This window comes from Microbulbifer variabilis (genome assembly GCF_052468405.1).
The window spans coordinates 539,430-556,310 of sequence record NZ_CP174343.1 but is presented as its reverse complement, the minus strand read 5'-3'; the positions used below and the strand labels follow the sequence as shown (position 1 = coordinate 556,310).

Here is a 16,881-nt window from a genome sequence, read left to right as displayed (position 1 = left end):
GGGCGGGCCCGTACTTTGCAACGGGAACGGCGTCCCGTCTACTGCTTGGGACCAATAAATACCGTTCGGTGCTTGTCGACCAGCTCAGGGTTATCGACAGCCTCCACTACGATATCGATATCGTGCTTGCTCTCTTTCAACTGTGTCTTGGGCACACTCACCCGGATCGGTACCGGGAAAATCTCCCCCGCCTCCAGGTAGATCGTACGCGGCTTGCGAACCGAATAATCGTAATTCGGGTTGCCCTCCACACGGATAGTGAACTCATGTGCCGCTTGATCCATATTGCTGATCTTCACGGTATACACATTCTGCACCAGTCCCTGGGATACTCGGTACATTCGCGCACCGCGATCGCGGGTAATTTCAGTCTCAATCGGGTTACGTGTAGCCACCTGATGGGAGAACAAGCCAACCATTGCCAACAGGACAATGGCATAACCAAACAGGCGCGGACGCAGGTAATTGGTCTTTCCGGTCTCCAACTCGTCTTCTGAGGTAAAACGAATCAGGCCGCGGTCATAACCCATTTTGTCCATGACGCTGTTACAGGCGTCAACACATAGACCACAGTTAATGCATTCATACTGCATGCCATCGCGAATATCGATATCCACAGGACATACCTGCACACACCAGTAGCAATCGATACAGTCACCCATACCCTCGGCCTTGTAGTCCACGTTCTTCTTGCGTGGACCACGGGTCTCGCCGCGCTGTGCATCGTAATAGACCGCAAGAGTGTCCTGGTCGTACATCACCGACTGAAAGCGCGCATAGGGGCACATGTACTTGCACACCTGCTCACGCAGGAAGCCCGCATTCATGTAGGTGGCAAAAGTAAAGAAGGCGACCCAAAAGACCCCCTGCGGATGGGCATCAAAGGTCGCGAGGTCTACCACCAGGTCGCGGATACCATAGAAGTAACCAACGAAAGCCAGAGCTGTGGCGAGAGAAATCAGCAGCCAGATAGCGTGGGTGCCACCTTTACGCAGGATTTTCTCCGCGTTCCAGGGGGCCTTATCGAGCTTCATCCGCTTGTTGCGATCGCCCTCACAAACTCGCTCGGCCCACATAAACATCATGGTCCAGACAGTCTGTGGACAGGTAAAACCGCACCAGACCCGCCCCATCCAGGTGGTAACGGCAAACAGGGCAAAGGCAGCAATAATCAGCAACCAGGCTAGCAGGAAGCCATCCTGTGGGCCGAAGGTGGTACCGAGGATATGAAACTGGCGGGTGGGAAGATCGAAGAAGACAGACTGGCGCCCGTCGATATTAATCCAGGGGATAAAGAAGAAAGCCAACAGTAACGGTAGGCCGGTATATTTGCGAATCCGGGTGTAAATACCACGGATATGGCGAATATAAATTTTGTCATCCGATTCGTAGAGCATGCGGTAGCGAACTTCACCGTTACCTTCCTGCTCTTCGCGGGTGGGAATCAAGTCACTCACAAAAACCTCACTCTCGCACGGGCATTATCTGCACGCGGGCACAGTCAGCCACTTATGTATGAGGCTTTTATCTCCGTCCCTGCAGCACCCGGAGTTCCTTCCAAAAAAATAAGGCCCAGCATAGCCGGGCCTTATTCGATTACTGCTGTTCCTCGTCCTGTTTGGACAAGTTGTAGACATAGGCCGCTACTAAGCGGATCTTGTCTTCGCGCAGCTTATCTTTCTGCGCGGGCATCATATTGCTACGGCCGCTGCGGATCGTGTGCTGGATTTGCGCACGATCGCTGCCATACAGCCACAGGTCATCGGTCAGGTTTGGCGCACCGAGGAGCTGGTTACCCTTGGCGTCCATACCGTGACAGGCCATACACACGGTATTGAAGACCTTCTGTCCTTCCGCAGCCATAGCCTTGTCATGCTCGAGGCCATTCAGGGAGAGAACATACTCAGTGGCGTTCTTAACACCTTCTTCTCCAATCACCGGCCCTTGCGGAGGCATCATGCCCTGACGGCCGTTGTACAGGGTTTCCAGGATTTTCTCCGGGGTACCGCCGTAAAGCCAGGCGTTGTCGGTCAGGTTAGGGAAGCCGAAGTTACCGCCGGCATCCGCACCGTGACATACAGCACAGTTGTTGGCGAAGATACGGGAACCCATTTTCAGTGCCTGCGGGCTCTGGGCGATTTCCTCAATGGGCATATCGAGATAAATGCCAAACTGCTCGTCGAACTTCTCCTGGGCCTTAGCCTGGGAAGCTTCCAGCGCGCCGACAGATGACCAACCACCAAGGCCTTTGAAGTTACCCATTCCTGGGTAGATCACCAGGTATACCGCTGAAAACACCAGCGTGGCGATAAACAGCATGAACCACCACTTGGGCAGAGGGTTGTCGTACTCCTCAATGCCGTCGTACACGTGGCCTGTGGTTTTGTTTTCCGGTTCTGCCTGGTCGTCAACTGCCACTTTTCGGTTGGCGAACAACACCCAGGTAATCAACGCCAGATTGGCGAGGGTGAGTACAATTACCCACACACTCCAGAATGTACTCATTACTTGTCCTGCCCCTGTTTTCGTTCAGTCCCGGACTCTTGCCCGGATTTGGATTCATCCTTCTGAGCGGCCGACTCATCCTTATCGGCCTGTTGCTCTTCATCGGCAAATGGCAAATTGGCATCTTCCTCGAAGCGCTTCTTGCGCTTCGGAGAGAAGGCCCACCAGCAGATAGCCAGAAAGGCGATTGATCCCAAAACCAGTCCGATTTCCCGCAATGTTTCGATAGTCACGAGTTTCCTTCCTCGCTATTAGCGTTTTTGGGTAACCAGGGTACCCAGCTGTTGCAAGTAAGCGACCAGAGCATCGATTTCCTTAACCTTGCCGCCTTCGAAAGGCTTGGAGGCGTTGGCGATGTCCTCATCGGTGTAGGGCACACCGACGAGACGCAGTGCTTCCATCTTGCGCGCGGTGTAATTGCCAGTAACTACATTGTCGAACAACCAAGGGTAGGCCGGCATGATGGACTCGGGTACAACGCTGCGCGGGTTGTACAAGTGAGCGCGCTGCCACTCATCGGAGTAACGGCCGCCTACACGAGCCAGGTCGGGACCGGTACGCTTGGAGCCCCACAGGAAGGGGTGCTCGTACACGGATTCCTCGGCCATAGAGTAGTGTCCATAGCGCTCCACCTCAGCGCGCAGCGGGCGCACCATCTGGGTGTGACACACGTGACAGCCTTCGCGGATATAGATATCGCGGCCTTCCAGCTCCAATGCCGTCAGCGGCTTCTGGCCCGGCAGGGGCGTGTAGTTCGCCTTGGTAAAGAACTGCGGAACGATCTCCACCAGAGCGCCGAAGCTAATGGCGATAATGATGAAAAAGATCATCCAGCCAATATTTTTTTCTACGATGTCATGATTCTTCACGGTCTGCTCTCCTATGCCGCCGGTACAGCTCGAACGGTGTTATCGGCTTCGGCATCGTTTACCTTCTCGGTGATCGTACGGTAAACGTTGTAAGCCATCAGCAGCATGCCCAGCAGGAACATGGCTCCGCCCAACCAGCGCACTACATAACCTGGGTGGCTCGCAACCACACTTTCCACAAAGCTATAGGTCAGGGTGCCGTCAGCGTTGAATGCACGCCACATCAGGCCCTGGGTAATACCGTTCACCCACATAGCAGCGATGTACAGTACCGTGCCTACAGTAGCCAGCCAGAAGTGCGCGTTAATCAGCTTGGTGCTGTACATTTCGCGACGCTTCCAGAGCACTGGAACCAGGTGATAGAGAGCACCGATAGAAATCATGGCAACCCAGCCCAATGCACCGGAGTGTACGTGGCCAACAGTCCAGTCGGTGTTGTGGGACAGGGCGTTTACAGTCTTGATGGACATCATCGGGCCTTCGAAGGTGGACATACCGTAGAAGGACAGGGATACCACCAGGAAGCGCAGGGTCGGGTCGGTGCGCAGTTTGTGCCAAGCACCGGACAGGGTCATGATGCCGTTGATCATACCACCCCAGGATGGAGCCAGCAGGATCAGGGACATTACCATCGCCAGGCTCTGGGCCCAGTCAGGCAGCGCTGAGTAGTGCAGGTGGTGGCCACCAGCCCATACGTACAGGGAAATCAGGGCCCAGAAATGCACGATAGAAAGCTGGTAGGAATAAACCGGACGGCCCGCCTGCTTAGGTACGAAGTAGTACATGATCCCCAGGAAGGCAGCAGTCAGGAAGAACCCTACTGCGTTATGGCCATACCACCACTGGATCATTGCGTCCTTGGTGCCTGAGTAGATAGAGTAAGACTTGAAAGGAGCAACCGGGATCTCCAAATTATTAATAATATGGAGTACAGCAATAGTGACGATATAAGCACCGAAGAACCAGTTCGCCACGTAGATGTGGGAGGTTCTGCGCTTCATGATGGTACCGAAGAACACCAGCGCGTAGGCCACCCAAACCAGGGCGATCAGGATATCAATCGGCCACTCGAGTTCGGCGTATTCTTTAGTGGAAGTGAAGCCCATCGGCAGGGTGATAGCCGCTGCCACGATAACGGCCTGCCATCCCCAGAAAGTAAAGGGAATCAGCCAGCCGCCCCACAGGCGAACCTGACAGGTGCGCTGCACTACATAGTAAGAGGTGGCAAACAGAACACTACCACCAAAGGCGAAAATTACCGCATTGGTGTGTAATGGCCTCAAGCGCCCAAAGTGCGAGAAGGGCTGCCAGAAATCATTGAGTTCTGGCCAGGCCAGCTGGGCCGCGATCAATACGCCCATGCCCATACCAAAAATGCCCCAGACCACGGACATGATGGTGAACTGGCGCACGATATTGTAGTCATAGTCCGGCACAGGGCCGGTCTTTGCCACCGTTGTCGTCATGTTTAAACTTCCGTTGCTTTTTTAAAATCGGTTCCACTGAGCGGGACTGGCCCACCGCATGGTCTGCGGCAGCTATGCGCAAACACAGCTGTCACTTTATTGGCCAGATAAGGATTTAAGCGCACCCCGCACTAGCCAAGGATGATCTAAATCAACTAAATCAATTTTCTTCCCTTACCGGCGGCGATCCGCAGACGCAGGGCGTTGAGCTTAATAAAGCCCTCTGCATCTTTCTGGTCGTAGGCCCCGGCATCGTCTTCGAAGGTAGCGATACGCTCGTCGAAGAGGCTGTCCGCAGAACGGCGGCCCACTGCGCTCACACTACCCTTATAGAGTTTCAGGCGTACTTCACCGTTAACCACCAGCTGGGATTCATCGATCGCAGCCTGCAGCATGCTGCGCTCCGGTGACCACCAGTAGCCGTTATAAATCAGTTCAGCGTAGCGCGGCATCAGGGAATCTTTCATATGAGCCACTTCGCGATCCAGCGTGATGGACTCAATGGCGCGGTGCGCCTTCATCAAAATGGTGCCGCCAGGTGTTTCGTAGCAGCCGCGGGACTTCATTCCCACGTAGCGGTTTTCCACAATATCCAAGCGACCAATGCCGTTGGCTCCGCCCAACTTATTCAGTTTCTCAAGCAAAGTAGCAGGGCTTAAGCGCTCACCGTCGATAGAAACGGGATCCCCCTTCTCAAAGCCCAAAGTAATATAGGTCGGCTCTTCTGGTGCAGCTTCGGGGCTGACACTCCAACGCCACATATCTTCCTCGGCTTCCGCCCATGGGTCCTCAAGGTTGCCGCCCTCGTAAGAGATATGCAGCAGGTTGGCATCCATTGAGTAAGGGGATTTCTTTTTGCTGGAGGAGAAATCCACCGGAATTTTATGCTGTTCGCAATACTGCATCAGCTTTTCGCGGGAATTTAGGTCCCACTCGCGCCAGGGAGCAATTACCTGGATACCTGGCTTCAACGCATAGGCACCCAGTTCGAAACGCACCTGGTCGTTGCCCTTGCCAGTGGCGCCATGGGAGATAGCATCGGCACCGGTCTCGTTGGCAATCTCGATCAGGCGCTTGGCGATCAGCGGGCGCGCGATGGAGGTGCCCAGCAAATACTCACCTTCGTAAATCGCGTTGGCACGGAACATCGGGAAGACGAAATCGCGCACGTACTCTTCGCGCAGGTCGTCGATATAAATTTCTTTTACACCCAGGGCCTCAGCCTTGGCTCGGGCGGGTTCCACTTCCTCGCCCTGGCCGATATCAGCGGTAAAAGTTACCACCTCACAACCGTAAGTTTCCTGCAGCCAGCGCACAATTACCGACGTATCCAGTCCGCCGGAATATGCCAGTACTACCTTCTCGATTTTGCTCATTGCTATCCTCTGCTGCCGGGAACACGCCGTCACAACATTAGGCACGGCGATATGGATCGCCTCTGCGCGAATTAATGTCGGTCTGGGGGAGTTATTCTTGGAGGTATACCCAGGGTCGGTATTATGGGCACAATAATACCCACACTGTTTATCGGGGCGCGATTGTAGCGCCTCAGCTCGCAATCGACTAGCGCCAAGACACTTGTAGACACAATTGATTAATTTTTAACCCTTTTGTGCATCGCAATTTCACCCCGCATCGGGTAGCATGCGCGCCGCACAACGACTCACTACAGCGTCCAAGACCACGGAGTACCATGACGGAGCAAATCACTCTTCGCGCCCCTGACGACTGGCATATTCACCTGCGCGATGGCGCCGCTTTAGAACGCACAGTAGGCGATGCCGCCCAACAATTTCACCGCGCAATAGTGATGCCCAACCTGGTACCACCAGTTACCAACGCCGATATGGCCCTGGCCTATCGCGAGCGTATCCGCGCGCATATTCCGGCCGGCCGCGCTTTTGAGCCGCTGATGGTTATTTACCTGACCGATAAGACCGATGCCGAAGTAATCCGCCAGGCGCACGCTGCCGGTGTGATCGCAGCAAAACTATACCCTGCCGGAGCAACCACGAATTCCGATTCCGGGGTAACCGACATCGCCAATATTTACCCCGCCCTGGAGGAAATGCAGTCCTGCGGCATGAAGCTGCTGCTGCACGGGGAGGTAACCACCAACGATATCGATATTTTCGATCGCGAGCAGGTATTTATTGAGAAAACCCTGTCGCGCCTGGTGGAAGATTTTCCCACGTTGAAAGTGGTTTTTGAGCACATTACCACTGCGAATGCCGCTGAGTTTGTACAGAATGCCCGCGATGGTGTGGCCGCGACCATTACCGCCCACCACCTGCTGTACAACCGCAACCATATGCTGGTTGGTGGTATTCGCCCGCACTACTACTGCCTGCCAATCCTCAAGCGCGGCGATCACCAGTCAGCTCTGATCGAAGCGGCCACCAGCGGCAGCCCGAAATTTTTCCTCGGCACCGACTCGGCCCCCCACGCTCACCATAAAAAAGAACACGAATGCGGCTGCGCCGGTTGTTACACTGCCTACTCCGCCATAGAGCTGTACGCCGAAGCTTTTGAGCGCGCCGGCAAGCTGGATAAGCTGGAAGGTTTCGCGAGTAATTTCGGGCCCGACTTTTACGGTCTGCCACGCAACCAGGACACCATCACCCTGGTCAAACAACCGTGGACCCTGCCGGAAAGCCTGGATATGGGCGGTGAGAACCTGATACCCCTGAATGCCGGTGAAACCCTGAACTGGAAACTCGTATAATTCCGGTTTGAACTGTTGCGGGCCAATAGCAAGCCCGCTCATGCCCGGGTCCAAGCAACCCCGGCACAATTGAGATTTACAAGGACCCAAAGTGACCCCCGCGGAAGAACCAACAGGACCCAAGAGCCCCCTCGCCCAGCGATTTCGCGGCTTCCTGCCGGTTGTTATCGACCTGGAAACCGGCGGCTTTAACGCGCGTACCGATGCCCTGCTGGAGATTTCGGCGGTTATTCTGGATATGGATGCGGAGGGCAACCTCGTCCCCCATGAGACCCACAGTTTCCACCTGGAACCATTTGAGGGCGCCAACGTAGAGCAGTCGGCCCTGGATTTTATCGGTATCGACCTGGAGTCCCCCGATCGCGATGCCTGGCCTGAAGAAATTGCTCTGCCAGAGCTGTTCCGCAAAATCCGCAGTGCGGTGAAAAAACACAGTTGTACCCGCGCCATCGTGGTTGCTCACAATGCCCATTTCGATCTGGGATTTGTTAACGCCGTCGTTGAGCGGACCGGAATCAAGCGCAACCCATTCCATCCCTTCTCCTGTTTCGATACCGCCAGTCTCGCCGGGCTCGCCTATGGCCAAACGGTTCTGGCCAAAGCCTGCCAGGCCGCAGGTATCGAGTTCGACAATAGCTGCGCCCACTCCGCAGAGTACGATGCGGAGAAAACCGCAACCCTGTTCTGTGGAATCGTAAACAAGTGGCGGGAAATGGGCGGCTGGCCACTGGCTACCGAGGCACCTGCAGAGCAGGAAGTGGAATAGCCCCAGAAATTACCTCTGTGTGACACACCGTGCCGCTGCACCCGGCGGCAAACTGACCGCTATGTGCAGCGCTTAGGCGTTTGGGTGATTTTTTGTTCAAAACAATGTATGATGTCCGGCCAACCCATAAACCGGATAGTTATCGTGGCCAAAAAAGCATCCTCGTCTTCCAGTCGCAAGCAGAGCGCTCCGTTAGAGACCAGCGAGAGCATTGAAGCGCAGGTGCAGGCTTTCCTGGCCAAGGGTGGCGAGATTGAGCAGGTGCCCAAGGGTGTGAGCGGCCAGACCAACACCTCCGGCCCCAAGCACATCACCCTGGGTAAGAAGCCTCGCAGCTAAACCGCTCGTAACTGGCTTCACTAATTAGCCCAATTTAGCCCAACAAAAGGCCCCGACTTCAGCACTTAATTACACTTGATTAATGGTGACTGAGAAACCGGGAGCACAAAAAAGGCCGCTTTAAAGCGGCCTTTTTAATTTAAGGGTTAGCCTGGATCAGGGCATTTCTTCCAGCTCAGCACCCTCTTTCACTGGCGGCATCAGATCTTCTTTGGAGATCTTCAGTCCCATCAGCACGTTTGCTGCCACATACACAGAAGAGTAGGTACCTACAACCACACCGACGATCAACGCCAGGGAGAAGTTGTGGATCAGCTCCCCGCCGAAGAACTGCAGCGCCCACAACACCAGCAAGGTCGTGAACGAGGTCATAAAGGTACGGCCCAGAGTCTGGCTAATGGAGATATTAATAATCTCCTCAGTCTCAGCCTTGCGCACCTTGCGGAAGTTCTCACGAATACGGTCAGATACCACGATGGTATCGTTCAGGGAGTAACCGATCACCGCCAGCACCGCCGCCAGTACAGTGAGGTCGAAGTCCAGCCCCAGCAGGGCAAAGAAGCCCAGCACGATAATCACATCGTGCCCCAATGCCGCTACGGCACCAACGGAGAACTTGTACTGGAAGCGCAGGGCCACGTAGATCATCACCAGGGCCAGAGCCACCAGCATGCCCAAGCCGCCATCATCGCGCAGCTCGGCACCTACCTGAGGACCCACCATTTCCACACGGCGCAGGGTGACAGTACCATCGCTGCCTGCACGCAGCACTTCTACCACCTTGTCGCCAATCGGTGTAACAGCTTCCTGATCAGTAGCACTGATCTGGGTTTCCTCTTCAGTTACCTCCGGCGGCAGCTTGATCATCAGCTCGGTTTCGGAGCCGTAGTTCACTACCGTAGCGCCATCATAGCCAGCATTTTCCAGCTGGGTGCGCACATCGTTAATAAACGGCGCAACTTCGTAACCCACTTCAACCTGGGTACCGCCGGTGAAGTCCAGGCCAAACTTCAGGCCCTTGGCCGCCAGTATGCCAATCGATGCCAGTACCAGGATGACAGAAACAACCGCGGCAATCTTGCGCCAGCGCATAAAGTCATAAACGCGCTTGCCCATGTACTCGGTGATCTTACCGTTTTCCACTTTGGTCTCACTCATGGCCAGTCTCCTTAAATCCAGAGTTTCTGTACACGGCGACCGCCGTAGAACAAGTTAATGATTGCACGGGTACCCATAATGGCACTGAACATGGAGGTGAGAATACCGATGGACAGGGTTACCGCGAAGCCCTGAACCGGACCGGAACCAATAGCGTACAGAATAACCGCCACAATCAGGGTGGTGATATTCGCATCCACAATGGTGCTGTAAGCATTATCGAAGCCGGCGGTAATCGCCGATTGCGGAGGCATCCCATTCCTGAGTTCCTCCCGTATTCGCGAGAAAATCAGCACGTTGGCATCCACCGCCATACCCACGGTCAGAACGATACCGGCAATACCCGGGAGCGTCAGGGTAGCGCCGAGAATCGACATCACCGCCACCAGCAGAATCAGGTTGACTGCCAGGGCCAGGTTCGCAGCCAGACCAAATACGCGATAGGAAATCAGCATACAGATAAGTACCGCCAACAAGCCGTACTCTACCGACTGAATACCCACCTTGATGTTATCGGCACCCAAAGATGGGCCAATCACGCGCTCTTCCACAAAATACATGGGAGCTGCCAGGGCACCGGCGCGCAGCAGCAGGGCCAGTTCCTGGGCCTCTGCGGGGCTGTCCAGGCCGGTAACACGGAACTGCTTGCCGAGGGCACTCTGCACGGTAGCCAGGCTGATAATCTTCTTGTCTTCAGTCCTGATCTGCTCGGTGATCTCGTTGCCCTCCGCATCGATCTTGGTTTGCGGGGTAAAGCGGGTCTCGATAAACAGGGTGCCCATACGACGGCCCACATTTTTCCAGGTGGCACGGTGCATGAGTTCACCGCCACGGGAGTCGAGGGTGATATTTACCTGGGGGAAGCCGCTCTCGTCATAGCCGACACGAGCGTTGGTAACGCTGTCACCCTTGATAATAATCTTGCGCTCGAGCCAGGCACCGCCGTACATCTGCTGCGTCTGCTCGCTGCGGTACTCGAAGTACTCTTTGTTGGTAACCAGCTCATCGGGGCGGGCTTCCATACGGTACTCGAGGTTGGCGGTCTTACCGATAATACGCTTGGCCTCGGCGGTGTCTTGCACACCGGGCAGCTCTACAACGATACGGTTGCGCCCCTGGCGCTGAACGATCGGCTCTGCCACGCCCAGCTCATTCACCCGGTTGCGCAGGGTGGTCAGGTTCTGGCTAACCGCGTAGTCCTCAAGCTGCTTGATCTCCTGCTCAGACAGGGTGGCACGGATCTCCAGGTTCTCACCACTGCCGGATTCGCGCAGCTGCAGCTGCGGGAATTCCTTACGCATGGTAGAGAGCGCCAGGTTGCGCAGTTCATCACTGCGGAAACGGGCGACGATTTCGCGATCGTCGATCAGGTCAACACTGCGGTAACGGGCCTTGGCTTCACGCAGTTTGGTTTTCACATCCTGCGCATAGCCTTCCATATTGGTTTTTACGATGGTGTTGGTATCCACTTCCATCAGGAAGTGCACACCGCCAGCCAGGTCGAGGCCCAGCTTCATCGGGCTTGCGCCAATATCGCTCAACCACTGAGGCGTGGTGGAAGCCAGGTTCAGGGCAACCACGTAATCGCTGTGGCCCAGGGCCTCCTGAATCGCGCGCTTGGCCGGCAACTGCTCATCCTGGGACTCGAGGCGAATCAATATCGCCTTATCGCCCACCTCTCCGCCAAAGTGCGCAATCCCCGATTCATCCAGGGCCTTTTGTGCTTTGGTGAGGACATTCTCATCCATCACCATGGCACTGGATTGCCCGGAAATCTGCACCGCAGGGTCCGGCTTATAGAGATTGGGCGCGGCGTAGATAAGGCCAAAGGCCACAACCGCGAGAATCAGAAAGTACTTCCAGATCGGGTAGCGATTCATGCTGTTCTCATTGTTCTAGTGTGACCCCGAGGGCCGGTAAATCTTGGCAATTTGCCTGGATATGCGGGCAGTATACGCAGAATGCAAGGTACACCGCCCCCAATAAAAGTGGGGGCTGATTATACGGGGATCGGATGAACGGACAAATGACAGGGGCACAATCGTGCGATCGACTGTGCCCCAGATAGGATAAAAGTACGGCGCTATCAGGCCTCTAGCGCTGGAACCTCACGGCCCAGACCGCGGTAGAACTCCGCGACATACGCCTCCAGTTCATTGGCGGCGATCGCATCGCGCAGCTTTTGCATCAGGCGCTGGTAGTGGCGCAGATTGTGAATTGTATTCAGCTGCGCACCGAGAATTTCACCACAGCGATCCAGGTGATGCAGGTAAGCGCGGGAGAAATTTTCACAGGTGTAGCAATCGCACTCTTCTTCCAAGGGGCCCGTATCATGGCGATGCTTGGCATTGCGGATCTTCACCACACCTTCAAAGGTAAACAGGTGGCCGTTGCGCGCATTGCGCGTGGGCATGACACAGTCGAACATATCCACACCGCGACGCACCGCTTCAACAATATCTTCCGGCTTGCCCACGCCCATCAGATAGCGCGGCTTGTCTTCCGGCATCTTGTGCGCCAGGTGATCCAATACCTTGATCATCTCCTCTTTCGGCTCACCCACCGACAGGCCGCCAATGGCATAGCCATCGAAACCAATCTCAGTGAGGCCGCGCAGGGACACATCGCGCAATTCCGGGTACATACCGCCCTGCACAATGCCGAACAGCGCAGACGGGCTATCGCCATGGGCTTTCTTGGAGCGCTCCGCCCAACGCAGGGACAGCTCCATAGACTTGCGCGCTTCATCGGTAGTGGCCGGATAAGGCGTGCACTCATCGAAGATCATCACGATATCCGAACCCAGGTCCCGCTGAACACGCATGGATTCTTCCGGGTCCAGGAATACCGGGCTGCCATCAATGGGTGAACGGAAAGAAACCCCCTCTTCCGTAATCTTGCGCAGCTCACCCAGGCTAAATACCTGGAAGCCGCCGGAGTCGGTGAGGATAGGGCCAGACCATTGCGTGAAGTCGTGCAGGTCGCCATGGGCTTTAACCACTTCGGTACCCGGGCGCAGCATCAGATGGAAGGTATTGCCCAGAATAATTTGTGTACCAATGCCCTCGATATCTCTCGGCAACATACCTTTAACAGTGCCGTAAGTACCCACCGGCATAAACGCCGGGGTTTCCACCACACCGCGAGGAAAACGCAAACGGCCACGACGGGCCTTGCCATCAGTGTTATCCACTTCAAACTGCATAAAACATTCGCGGCTCACTGGGTATCTCCTTTCGCTGGTGCGACTTCTTCTTTTTTGGCATTGGGATCGCGGGTAATAAACATGGCGTCGCCGTAACTAAAGAAACGGTAACGCTCCTCAACAGCAGCTTTATATGCGGCCATCGTATGCTGGTACCCCGCGAAGGCACTCACCAGCATCAACAGGGTGGATTCCGGCAGATGGAAGTTGGTGACCAACTTATCCACAACCTGAAATTCATAGCCGGGATAAATAAAGATATCCGTCTCCCCCACCGTGGCCTGCAATTCGCCACCGCGCGCCGCACTTTCCAGTGCGCGCACACTGGTGGTACCCACCGCAATCACACTGCCATTTCGGGCACGGCAAGCGGCTACGGCATCCACCACTTCCTGGGAAACATCCAGCACTTCGCTGTGCATCTGGTGCTCAAAAATATTATCCACGCGCACCGGCTGGAAAGTCCCGGCACCCACATGCAGGGTAACGAACACAACCTCGACACCTTTATCCCGCAGCGCGCCGATCATTTCATCGTCAAAGTGCAGCCCCGCCGTCGGCGCCGCCACAGCACCTGCGTTGCGGCCGTATACCGTCTGGTAGCGCTCGCGATCGCTGGCATCGTCTTCGCGATCAATATAAGGAGGCAGCGGCATATGGCCGAGGCGATCCAAAATCGCCAGCACGCCCTCTTCTTTGGGGAAGGACAGCTCAAACAGCGCATCCTTCCTGCCAGTAACCTCTATACGGGTACCGTCTTCAAGAACGATGCTGGAACCGGGTTTGGGAGACTTACTGGAGCGCACATGGGCCCAGATATCCGTCTCATTGAGCACCCGCTCCACCAGGATTTCCAGCTTACCGCCGGTTTCCTTCTGCGCGAACAAACGTGCCGGAATCACCCGCGTATCGTTGAAGACTATCAGGTCACCTGCCTGTGCCTGATCGAGAATATCTGGGAACTGCCGATGTGTAATGGCCCCGCTGGGCCCATCCAGACACAAAAGACGGCTGCCGCGGCGCTCTTCAGTAGGCGCGCGGGCGATCAGCTCATCGGGCAGATGAAAGTCAAAGTCCTGACGCTGCATGGAATCCTGGAAATCTAGAAACTATGGAGAGGTCGCGAAGGTTATAGGAAATTTTAGGAGCTGTTAACTGGCGCGACAGAAAATGCCGTAAGTCATTGAAATCACTGGTTGACCCCGGCCAAAGCATTGCTATAATCACGCCCTCTTCGCACCGACCCCAAGGTCGAGCAGCGAAAGTGCCAGAGTGGTGAAATTGGTAGACACAGGGGATTCAAAATCCCCCGCCCTTAAAAGCGTGCCGGTTCGAGTCCGGCCTCTGGTACCATCTCTCAAACCCGCGTCAGCCCTAGCTTTCGCGGGTTTTTCATTTCCGATTCAGCACCTCCTATTTTTTTAGAAGTGGCGCTTAAATTCCCCAGAGTGTCCACATTGTGTCCACGCAGAAATTTTTTGGTCCGCATTTGGCCCAGCTGTGAACACCAGATATCCGCCCCCGGCTTTGATGAAACTCTTCTTCAATTCTCTTCAAAACTCTTCATTGTGTGAAAAGCCAACTTGCCTTGGAGCCCGCACCAGCTCACAGCCAGTCGCCATTCTCAATTTCACCAACTAAAAGAACGCCCAAAATCGGCAGGCGTGGGGAGGAGTGACCGGCGACATTTTTTACGGTATGTTTTTTAATCAATCGCGTCTGAACGCCTTAAAAAGTACGGGGCCTGGGGGGAATTGATTGTTTTGATTGCTTCAAGAAGCTTTGAAGGGAATTGAAATTTGATTGGTGTGTGGTCGATGCCTGCTACAGGTTTTGGTGCATCTTCTTGGAGTGATAGAATTTCGCTGGATAACAAATCACAAGGATAGTAGCCATGTCATTATTAAGGTTAGCGATTTTTGTTATTGCGCTCGTTGTAGCCTGCTTCATGGTGTACAGGGTAATAAAAAAAATGATAAAGACAGCACACATTAAGTTTAAAAGTTTTCTCCCTAAGAATGAAAATAAAGCAGATGATAACGAACCGTCCCTATGGGAATATTCTTTATTTACTGACCTACTATTTTTCAGCGCCATAACAATATTCTTAGCAACCCTGATCATTAGCGGCATTCTTGCATACCAAACATTGGGAAGCAGCCCTCAGTATGAAGTGCAACTTTCAATAGGTGGCATTAAAAATCTACTTTCATATTTCTCACCGGTCATTAAATTATGCACAGGGTTATTAGCAATACTCGGTATAATTGCCTTAATTTTTCGCAGCGAACAAACGGCCAAACAAATTAACCATGGTAATCGCCTCTGGGAACACGAAAAAAGAAACAGCTCCTATTCAAATTACCTAGATCATAATGAGAGATACCAAAAATTACTCGGACGAATAGAGCAAGATCAGAGGGTTGCTTTCACGGATAAGACAGAATTATATAAAGCATGCTTCCCTAATAGCCGCATCTCCAACTTTAAAATATTACTAGGAAACGAAGGCAAAGGAGAGTCCAGCTTACTTAAGGCAATGGAAATCTTAAGAAGCCTCAGTGACGCAGAGACGAGTTTCATTAACGCTGGGCAAGTCTCAATTGAGGAAATCGAAAATCAGATCAACAAGATAAAGGAACTTTATCAACTCTTAAATATTTCGGCGATACGGAGCTATGAAAAATATGGTCTAGCCGGTGTAAATCTAAACATAATTCAAGATACGTTCGCCATCACTGTTAATGGACTGCTAGGTTTGTCAGCGAGTGAGGAAAGAGTCTCCGAGAATACAAATGGTATAGGCAGTCTTTACGGAAGAATAGAAAACTTGAAGCATCATGACCAGTTAAGAAAAGGAAATGAGGCTCTAAACTATATTTTTTCTGATCCCAATAATGCAAACACCGTAGAGCTAGGAAAAAGAGTAACCAAGCAATCCACCTCCGAAGTAGTAACCTAATCTCGCTACTCTTCGCCCCCATTATCAGCAGTAAACATAATTGGGATTATTTAATATTCATTCGTTTATTTATTTTATCAGTATCAATCACTATTAGCTTAGATGCTTATTCGTCAGGCCATAGTGGTAAAGCAAAAATATCTTTTTTATTTAATGGCAGTTCAAATGGCTTACTTTTAGTTGCTAGGGAAAATGGTTCCTGGGACAATCCAGATAACTGTTCTGCTTCTAATTATTTGATTCTAGAAAAGGAGAATCCTTCTCATTCAGAATTATATAGTGCATTACTAGCTTCCAAAATGTCTAACAAAGAAATAGATGTATGGGTAAGAGACTGTATTGAATATAATGGAAAAACCTACCCTAAAATCGATGGTATCTATACATACTAATAAAACCATAGAAAATAGGCACATTCCAGCGTGTGCCCATTTCAAGGATACTATTTCATCCCAATACCATCCCAAGGCTAACACACAACCCATCCGCACTGCTCTTGTACCCATTAATTGCCGCCTCTTGGGTTGGCTTCTGCCCATTACCAGGGTGGCGACTAGCGGAAAGTCCTAATTGGGCCGAGCATTGTCAACGGAAAAACCTTGGTGGATCACAGAGGAGTTCAAGTTTCAGGCAAAATATTGATTTATATAGAAGTTGTTTAGTGTTTGGGTAACTCTGATGGCTTCTAAATACAATGATATGCATCATCGTGCGCGTTTAAATTCCACTCCAGCCACCAACAAAAGCGGACCTTACCGCTCCTTGATTTTGTGATACTGCTCTCAATCGTGGTCTCATTATCGTTAAAATTATCTCGACAATAGAAGTTCTTCCAGCCGGAATATATAACAATCGTCCCAATTGATTGACATTTCAAATCTGCCTC

Annotated in this window: 14 protein-coding genes and 1 tRNA gene; 5 read left to right on the top strand and 10 right to left on the bottom strand. The window is 53.1% G+C overall.

Going from position 1 to position 16,881, the window contains the following annotated elements; translation table 11 throughout:
- Positions 1 to 38: 38 nt before the first annotated feature.
- The 6 genes from ccoG to ACJJJB_RS02760 form a co-directional block, all read right to left on the bottom strand.
- Complete coding sequence (gene ccoG, locus ACJJJB_RS02785) at positions 39 to 1,457, bottom strand: cytochrome c oxidase accessory protein CcoG (protein WP_282951377.1); 1,419 nt, start codon at positions 1,455 to 1,457, stop codon at positions 39 to 41.
- Between the two features lie 139 nt (positions 1,458 to 1,596).
- Positions 1,597 to 2,505, bottom strand: a complete 909-nt coding sequence (ccoP, locus tag ACJJJB_RS02780) for a cytochrome-c oxidase, cbb3-type subunit III (RefSeq protein ID WP_020412292.1) — start codon at positions 2,503 to 2,505, stop codon at positions 1,597 to 1,599.
- Complete coding sequence (locus ACJJJB_RS02775; RefSeq protein ID WP_020412291.1) at positions 2,505 to 2,738, bottom strand: CcoQ/FixQ family Cbb3-type cytochrome c oxidase assembly chaperone; 234 nt, start codon at positions 2,736 to 2,738, stop codon at positions 2,505 to 2,507. Before ACJJJB_RS02775 ends, ccoP begins: the two co-directional genes overlap by 1 nt.
- 18 nt (positions 2,739 to 2,756) lie before the next feature.
- Positions 2,757 to 3,374, bottom strand: a complete 618-nt coding sequence (ccoO, locus tag ACJJJB_RS02770) for a cytochrome-c oxidase, cbb3-type subunit II (RefSeq protein WP_282951378.1) — start codon at positions 3,372 to 3,374, stop codon at positions 2,757 to 2,759.
- Positions 3,375 to 3,385: 11 nt separating this feature from the next.
- Entirely contained in the window at positions 3,386 to 4,840 is a 1,455-nt protein-coding gene (ccoN, locus tag ACJJJB_RS02765; protein WP_020412289.1) for a cytochrome-c oxidase, cbb3-type subunit I, read from the bottom strand.
- Positions 4,841 to 4,995: 155 nt separating this feature from the next.
- Complete coding sequence (locus tag ACJJJB_RS02760; RefSeq protein ID WP_020412288.1) at positions 4,996 to 6,216, bottom strand: argininosuccinate synthase; 1,221 nt, start codon at positions 6,214 to 6,216, stop codon at positions 4,996 to 4,998.
- 317 nt (positions 6,217 to 6,533) lie between these two features.
- On the opposite strand from ACJJJB_RS02760, the gene pyrC reads away from it, so the two are divergent.
- The 3 genes from pyrC (at position 6,534) to ACJJJB_RS02745 (ending at position 8,670) form a co-directional block, all read left to right on the top strand.
- Positions 6,534 to 7,565 carry a dihydroorotase gene (gene pyrC, locus ACJJJB_RS02755; RefSeq protein WP_020412287.1) on the top strand — a complete coding sequence of 344 codons (1,032 nt, stop codon included), beginning with the start codon at positions 6,534 to 6,536 and terminating at the stop codon, positions 7,563 to 7,565.
- Between the two features lie 91 nt (positions 7,566 to 7,656).
- Positions 7,657 to 8,331 (top strand): ribonuclease T, encoded by a 675-nt coding sequence (gene rnt, locus ACJJJB_RS02750; RefSeq protein WP_020412286.1) that lies wholly within the window; start codon positions 7,657 to 7,659, stop codon positions 8,329 to 8,331.
- 84 nt (positions 8,332 to 8,415) lie between these two features.
- Positions 8,416 to 8,670: a PFL_1563 family small protein gene (locus ACJJJB_RS02745; RefSeq protein ID WP_425411204.1), complete on the top strand. Its 255-nt coding sequence runs from the start codon at positions 8,416 to 8,418 to the stop codon at positions 8,668 to 8,670.
- A 156-nt stretch (positions 8,671 to 8,826) separates the two neighbouring features.
- Here the strand turns inward: ACJJJB_RS02745 and secF are convergent, their stop codons facing one another.
- The 4 genes from secF to queA all read right to left on the bottom strand — a co-directional run bounded on the left by secF (position 8,827) and on the right by queA (position 14,121).
- Entirely contained in the window at positions 8,827 to 9,828 is a 1,002-nt protein-coding gene (secF, locus tag ACJJJB_RS02740) for a protein translocase subunit SecF (protein WP_020412284.1), read from the bottom strand.
- A gap of 11 nt (positions 9,829 to 9,839) precedes the next feature.
- Positions 9,840 to 11,708 carry a protein translocase subunit SecD gene (secD, locus tag ACJJJB_RS02735; RefSeq protein WP_020412283.1) on the bottom strand — a complete coding sequence of 623 codons (1,869 nt, stop codon included), beginning with the start codon at positions 11,706 to 11,708 and terminating at the stop codon, positions 9,840 to 9,842.
- A 206-nt stretch (positions 11,709 to 11,914) separates the two neighbouring features.
- Positions 11,915 to 13,033 carry a tRNA guanosine(34) transglycosylase Tgt gene (gene tgt / locus ACJJJB_RS02730; RefSeq protein WP_445366261.1) on the bottom strand — a complete coding sequence of 373 codons (1,119 nt, stop codon included), beginning with the start codon at positions 13,031 to 13,033 and terminating at the stop codon, positions 11,915 to 11,917.
- 14 nt (positions 13,034 to 13,047) lie between these two features.
- Complete coding sequence (gene queA, locus ACJJJB_RS02725; protein ID WP_282951379.1) at positions 13,048 to 14,121, bottom strand: tRNA preQ1(34) S-adenosylmethionine ribosyltransferase-isomerase QueA; 1,074 nt, start codon at positions 14,119 to 14,121, stop codon at positions 13,048 to 13,050.
- A gap of 178 nt (positions 14,122 to 14,299) precedes the next feature.
- Here queA and ACJJJB_RS02720 point away from each other — a divergent pair.
- Positions 14,300 to 14,386 (top strand) — tRNA-Leu (locus tag ACJJJB_RS02720).
- 541 nt (positions 14,387 to 14,927) lie between these two features.
- Positions 14,928 to 15,995 carry a hypothetical protein gene (locus ACJJJB_RS02715; protein ID WP_445365697.1) on the top strand — a complete coding sequence of 356 codons (1,068 nt, stop codon included), beginning with the start codon at positions 14,928 to 14,930 and terminating at the stop codon, positions 15,993 to 15,995.
- The last annotated feature ends 886 nt before the right edge of the window (positions 15,996 to 16,881 follow it).

Excerpts from the sequence above, each read along its gene's own strand:
- ccoP (WP_020412292.1), bottom strand. The coding sequence starts at position 2,505 with ATGAGTACATTCTGGAGTGTGTGGGTAATTGTACTCACCCTCGCCAAT.
- queA (WP_282951379.1), bottom strand. The coding sequence starts at position 14,121 with ATGCAGCGTCAGGACTTTGACTTTCATCTGCCCGATGAGCTGATCGCC.
- tgt (WP_445366261.1), bottom strand. The coding sequence starts at position 13,033 with ATGCAGTTTGAAGTGGATAACACTGATGGCAAGGCCCGTCGTGGCCGT.
- ccoN (WP_020412289.1), bottom strand. The coding sequence starts at position 4,840 with ATGACGACAACGGTGGCAAAGACCGGCCCTGTGCCGGACTATGACTAC.
- secD (WP_020412283.1), bottom strand. The coding sequence starts at position 11,708 with ATGAATCGCTACCCGATCTGGAAGTACTTTCTGATTCTCGCGGTTGTG.
- secF (WP_020412284.1), bottom strand. The coding sequence starts at position 9,828 with ATGAGTGAGACCAAAGTGGAAAACGGTAAGATCACCGAGTACATGGGC.
- ACJJJB_RS02760 (WP_020412288.1), bottom strand. The coding sequence starts at position 6,216 with ATGAGCAAAATCGAGAAGGTAGTACTGGCATATTCCGGCGGACTGGAT.
- pyrC (WP_020412287.1), top strand. The coding sequence starts at position 6,534 with ATGACGGAGCAAATCACTCTTCGCGCCCCTGACGACTGGCATATTCAC.
- ACJJJB_RS02715 (WP_445365697.1), top strand. The coding sequence starts at position 14,928 with ATGTCATTATTAAGGTTAGCGATTTTTGTTATTGCGCTCGTTGTAGCC.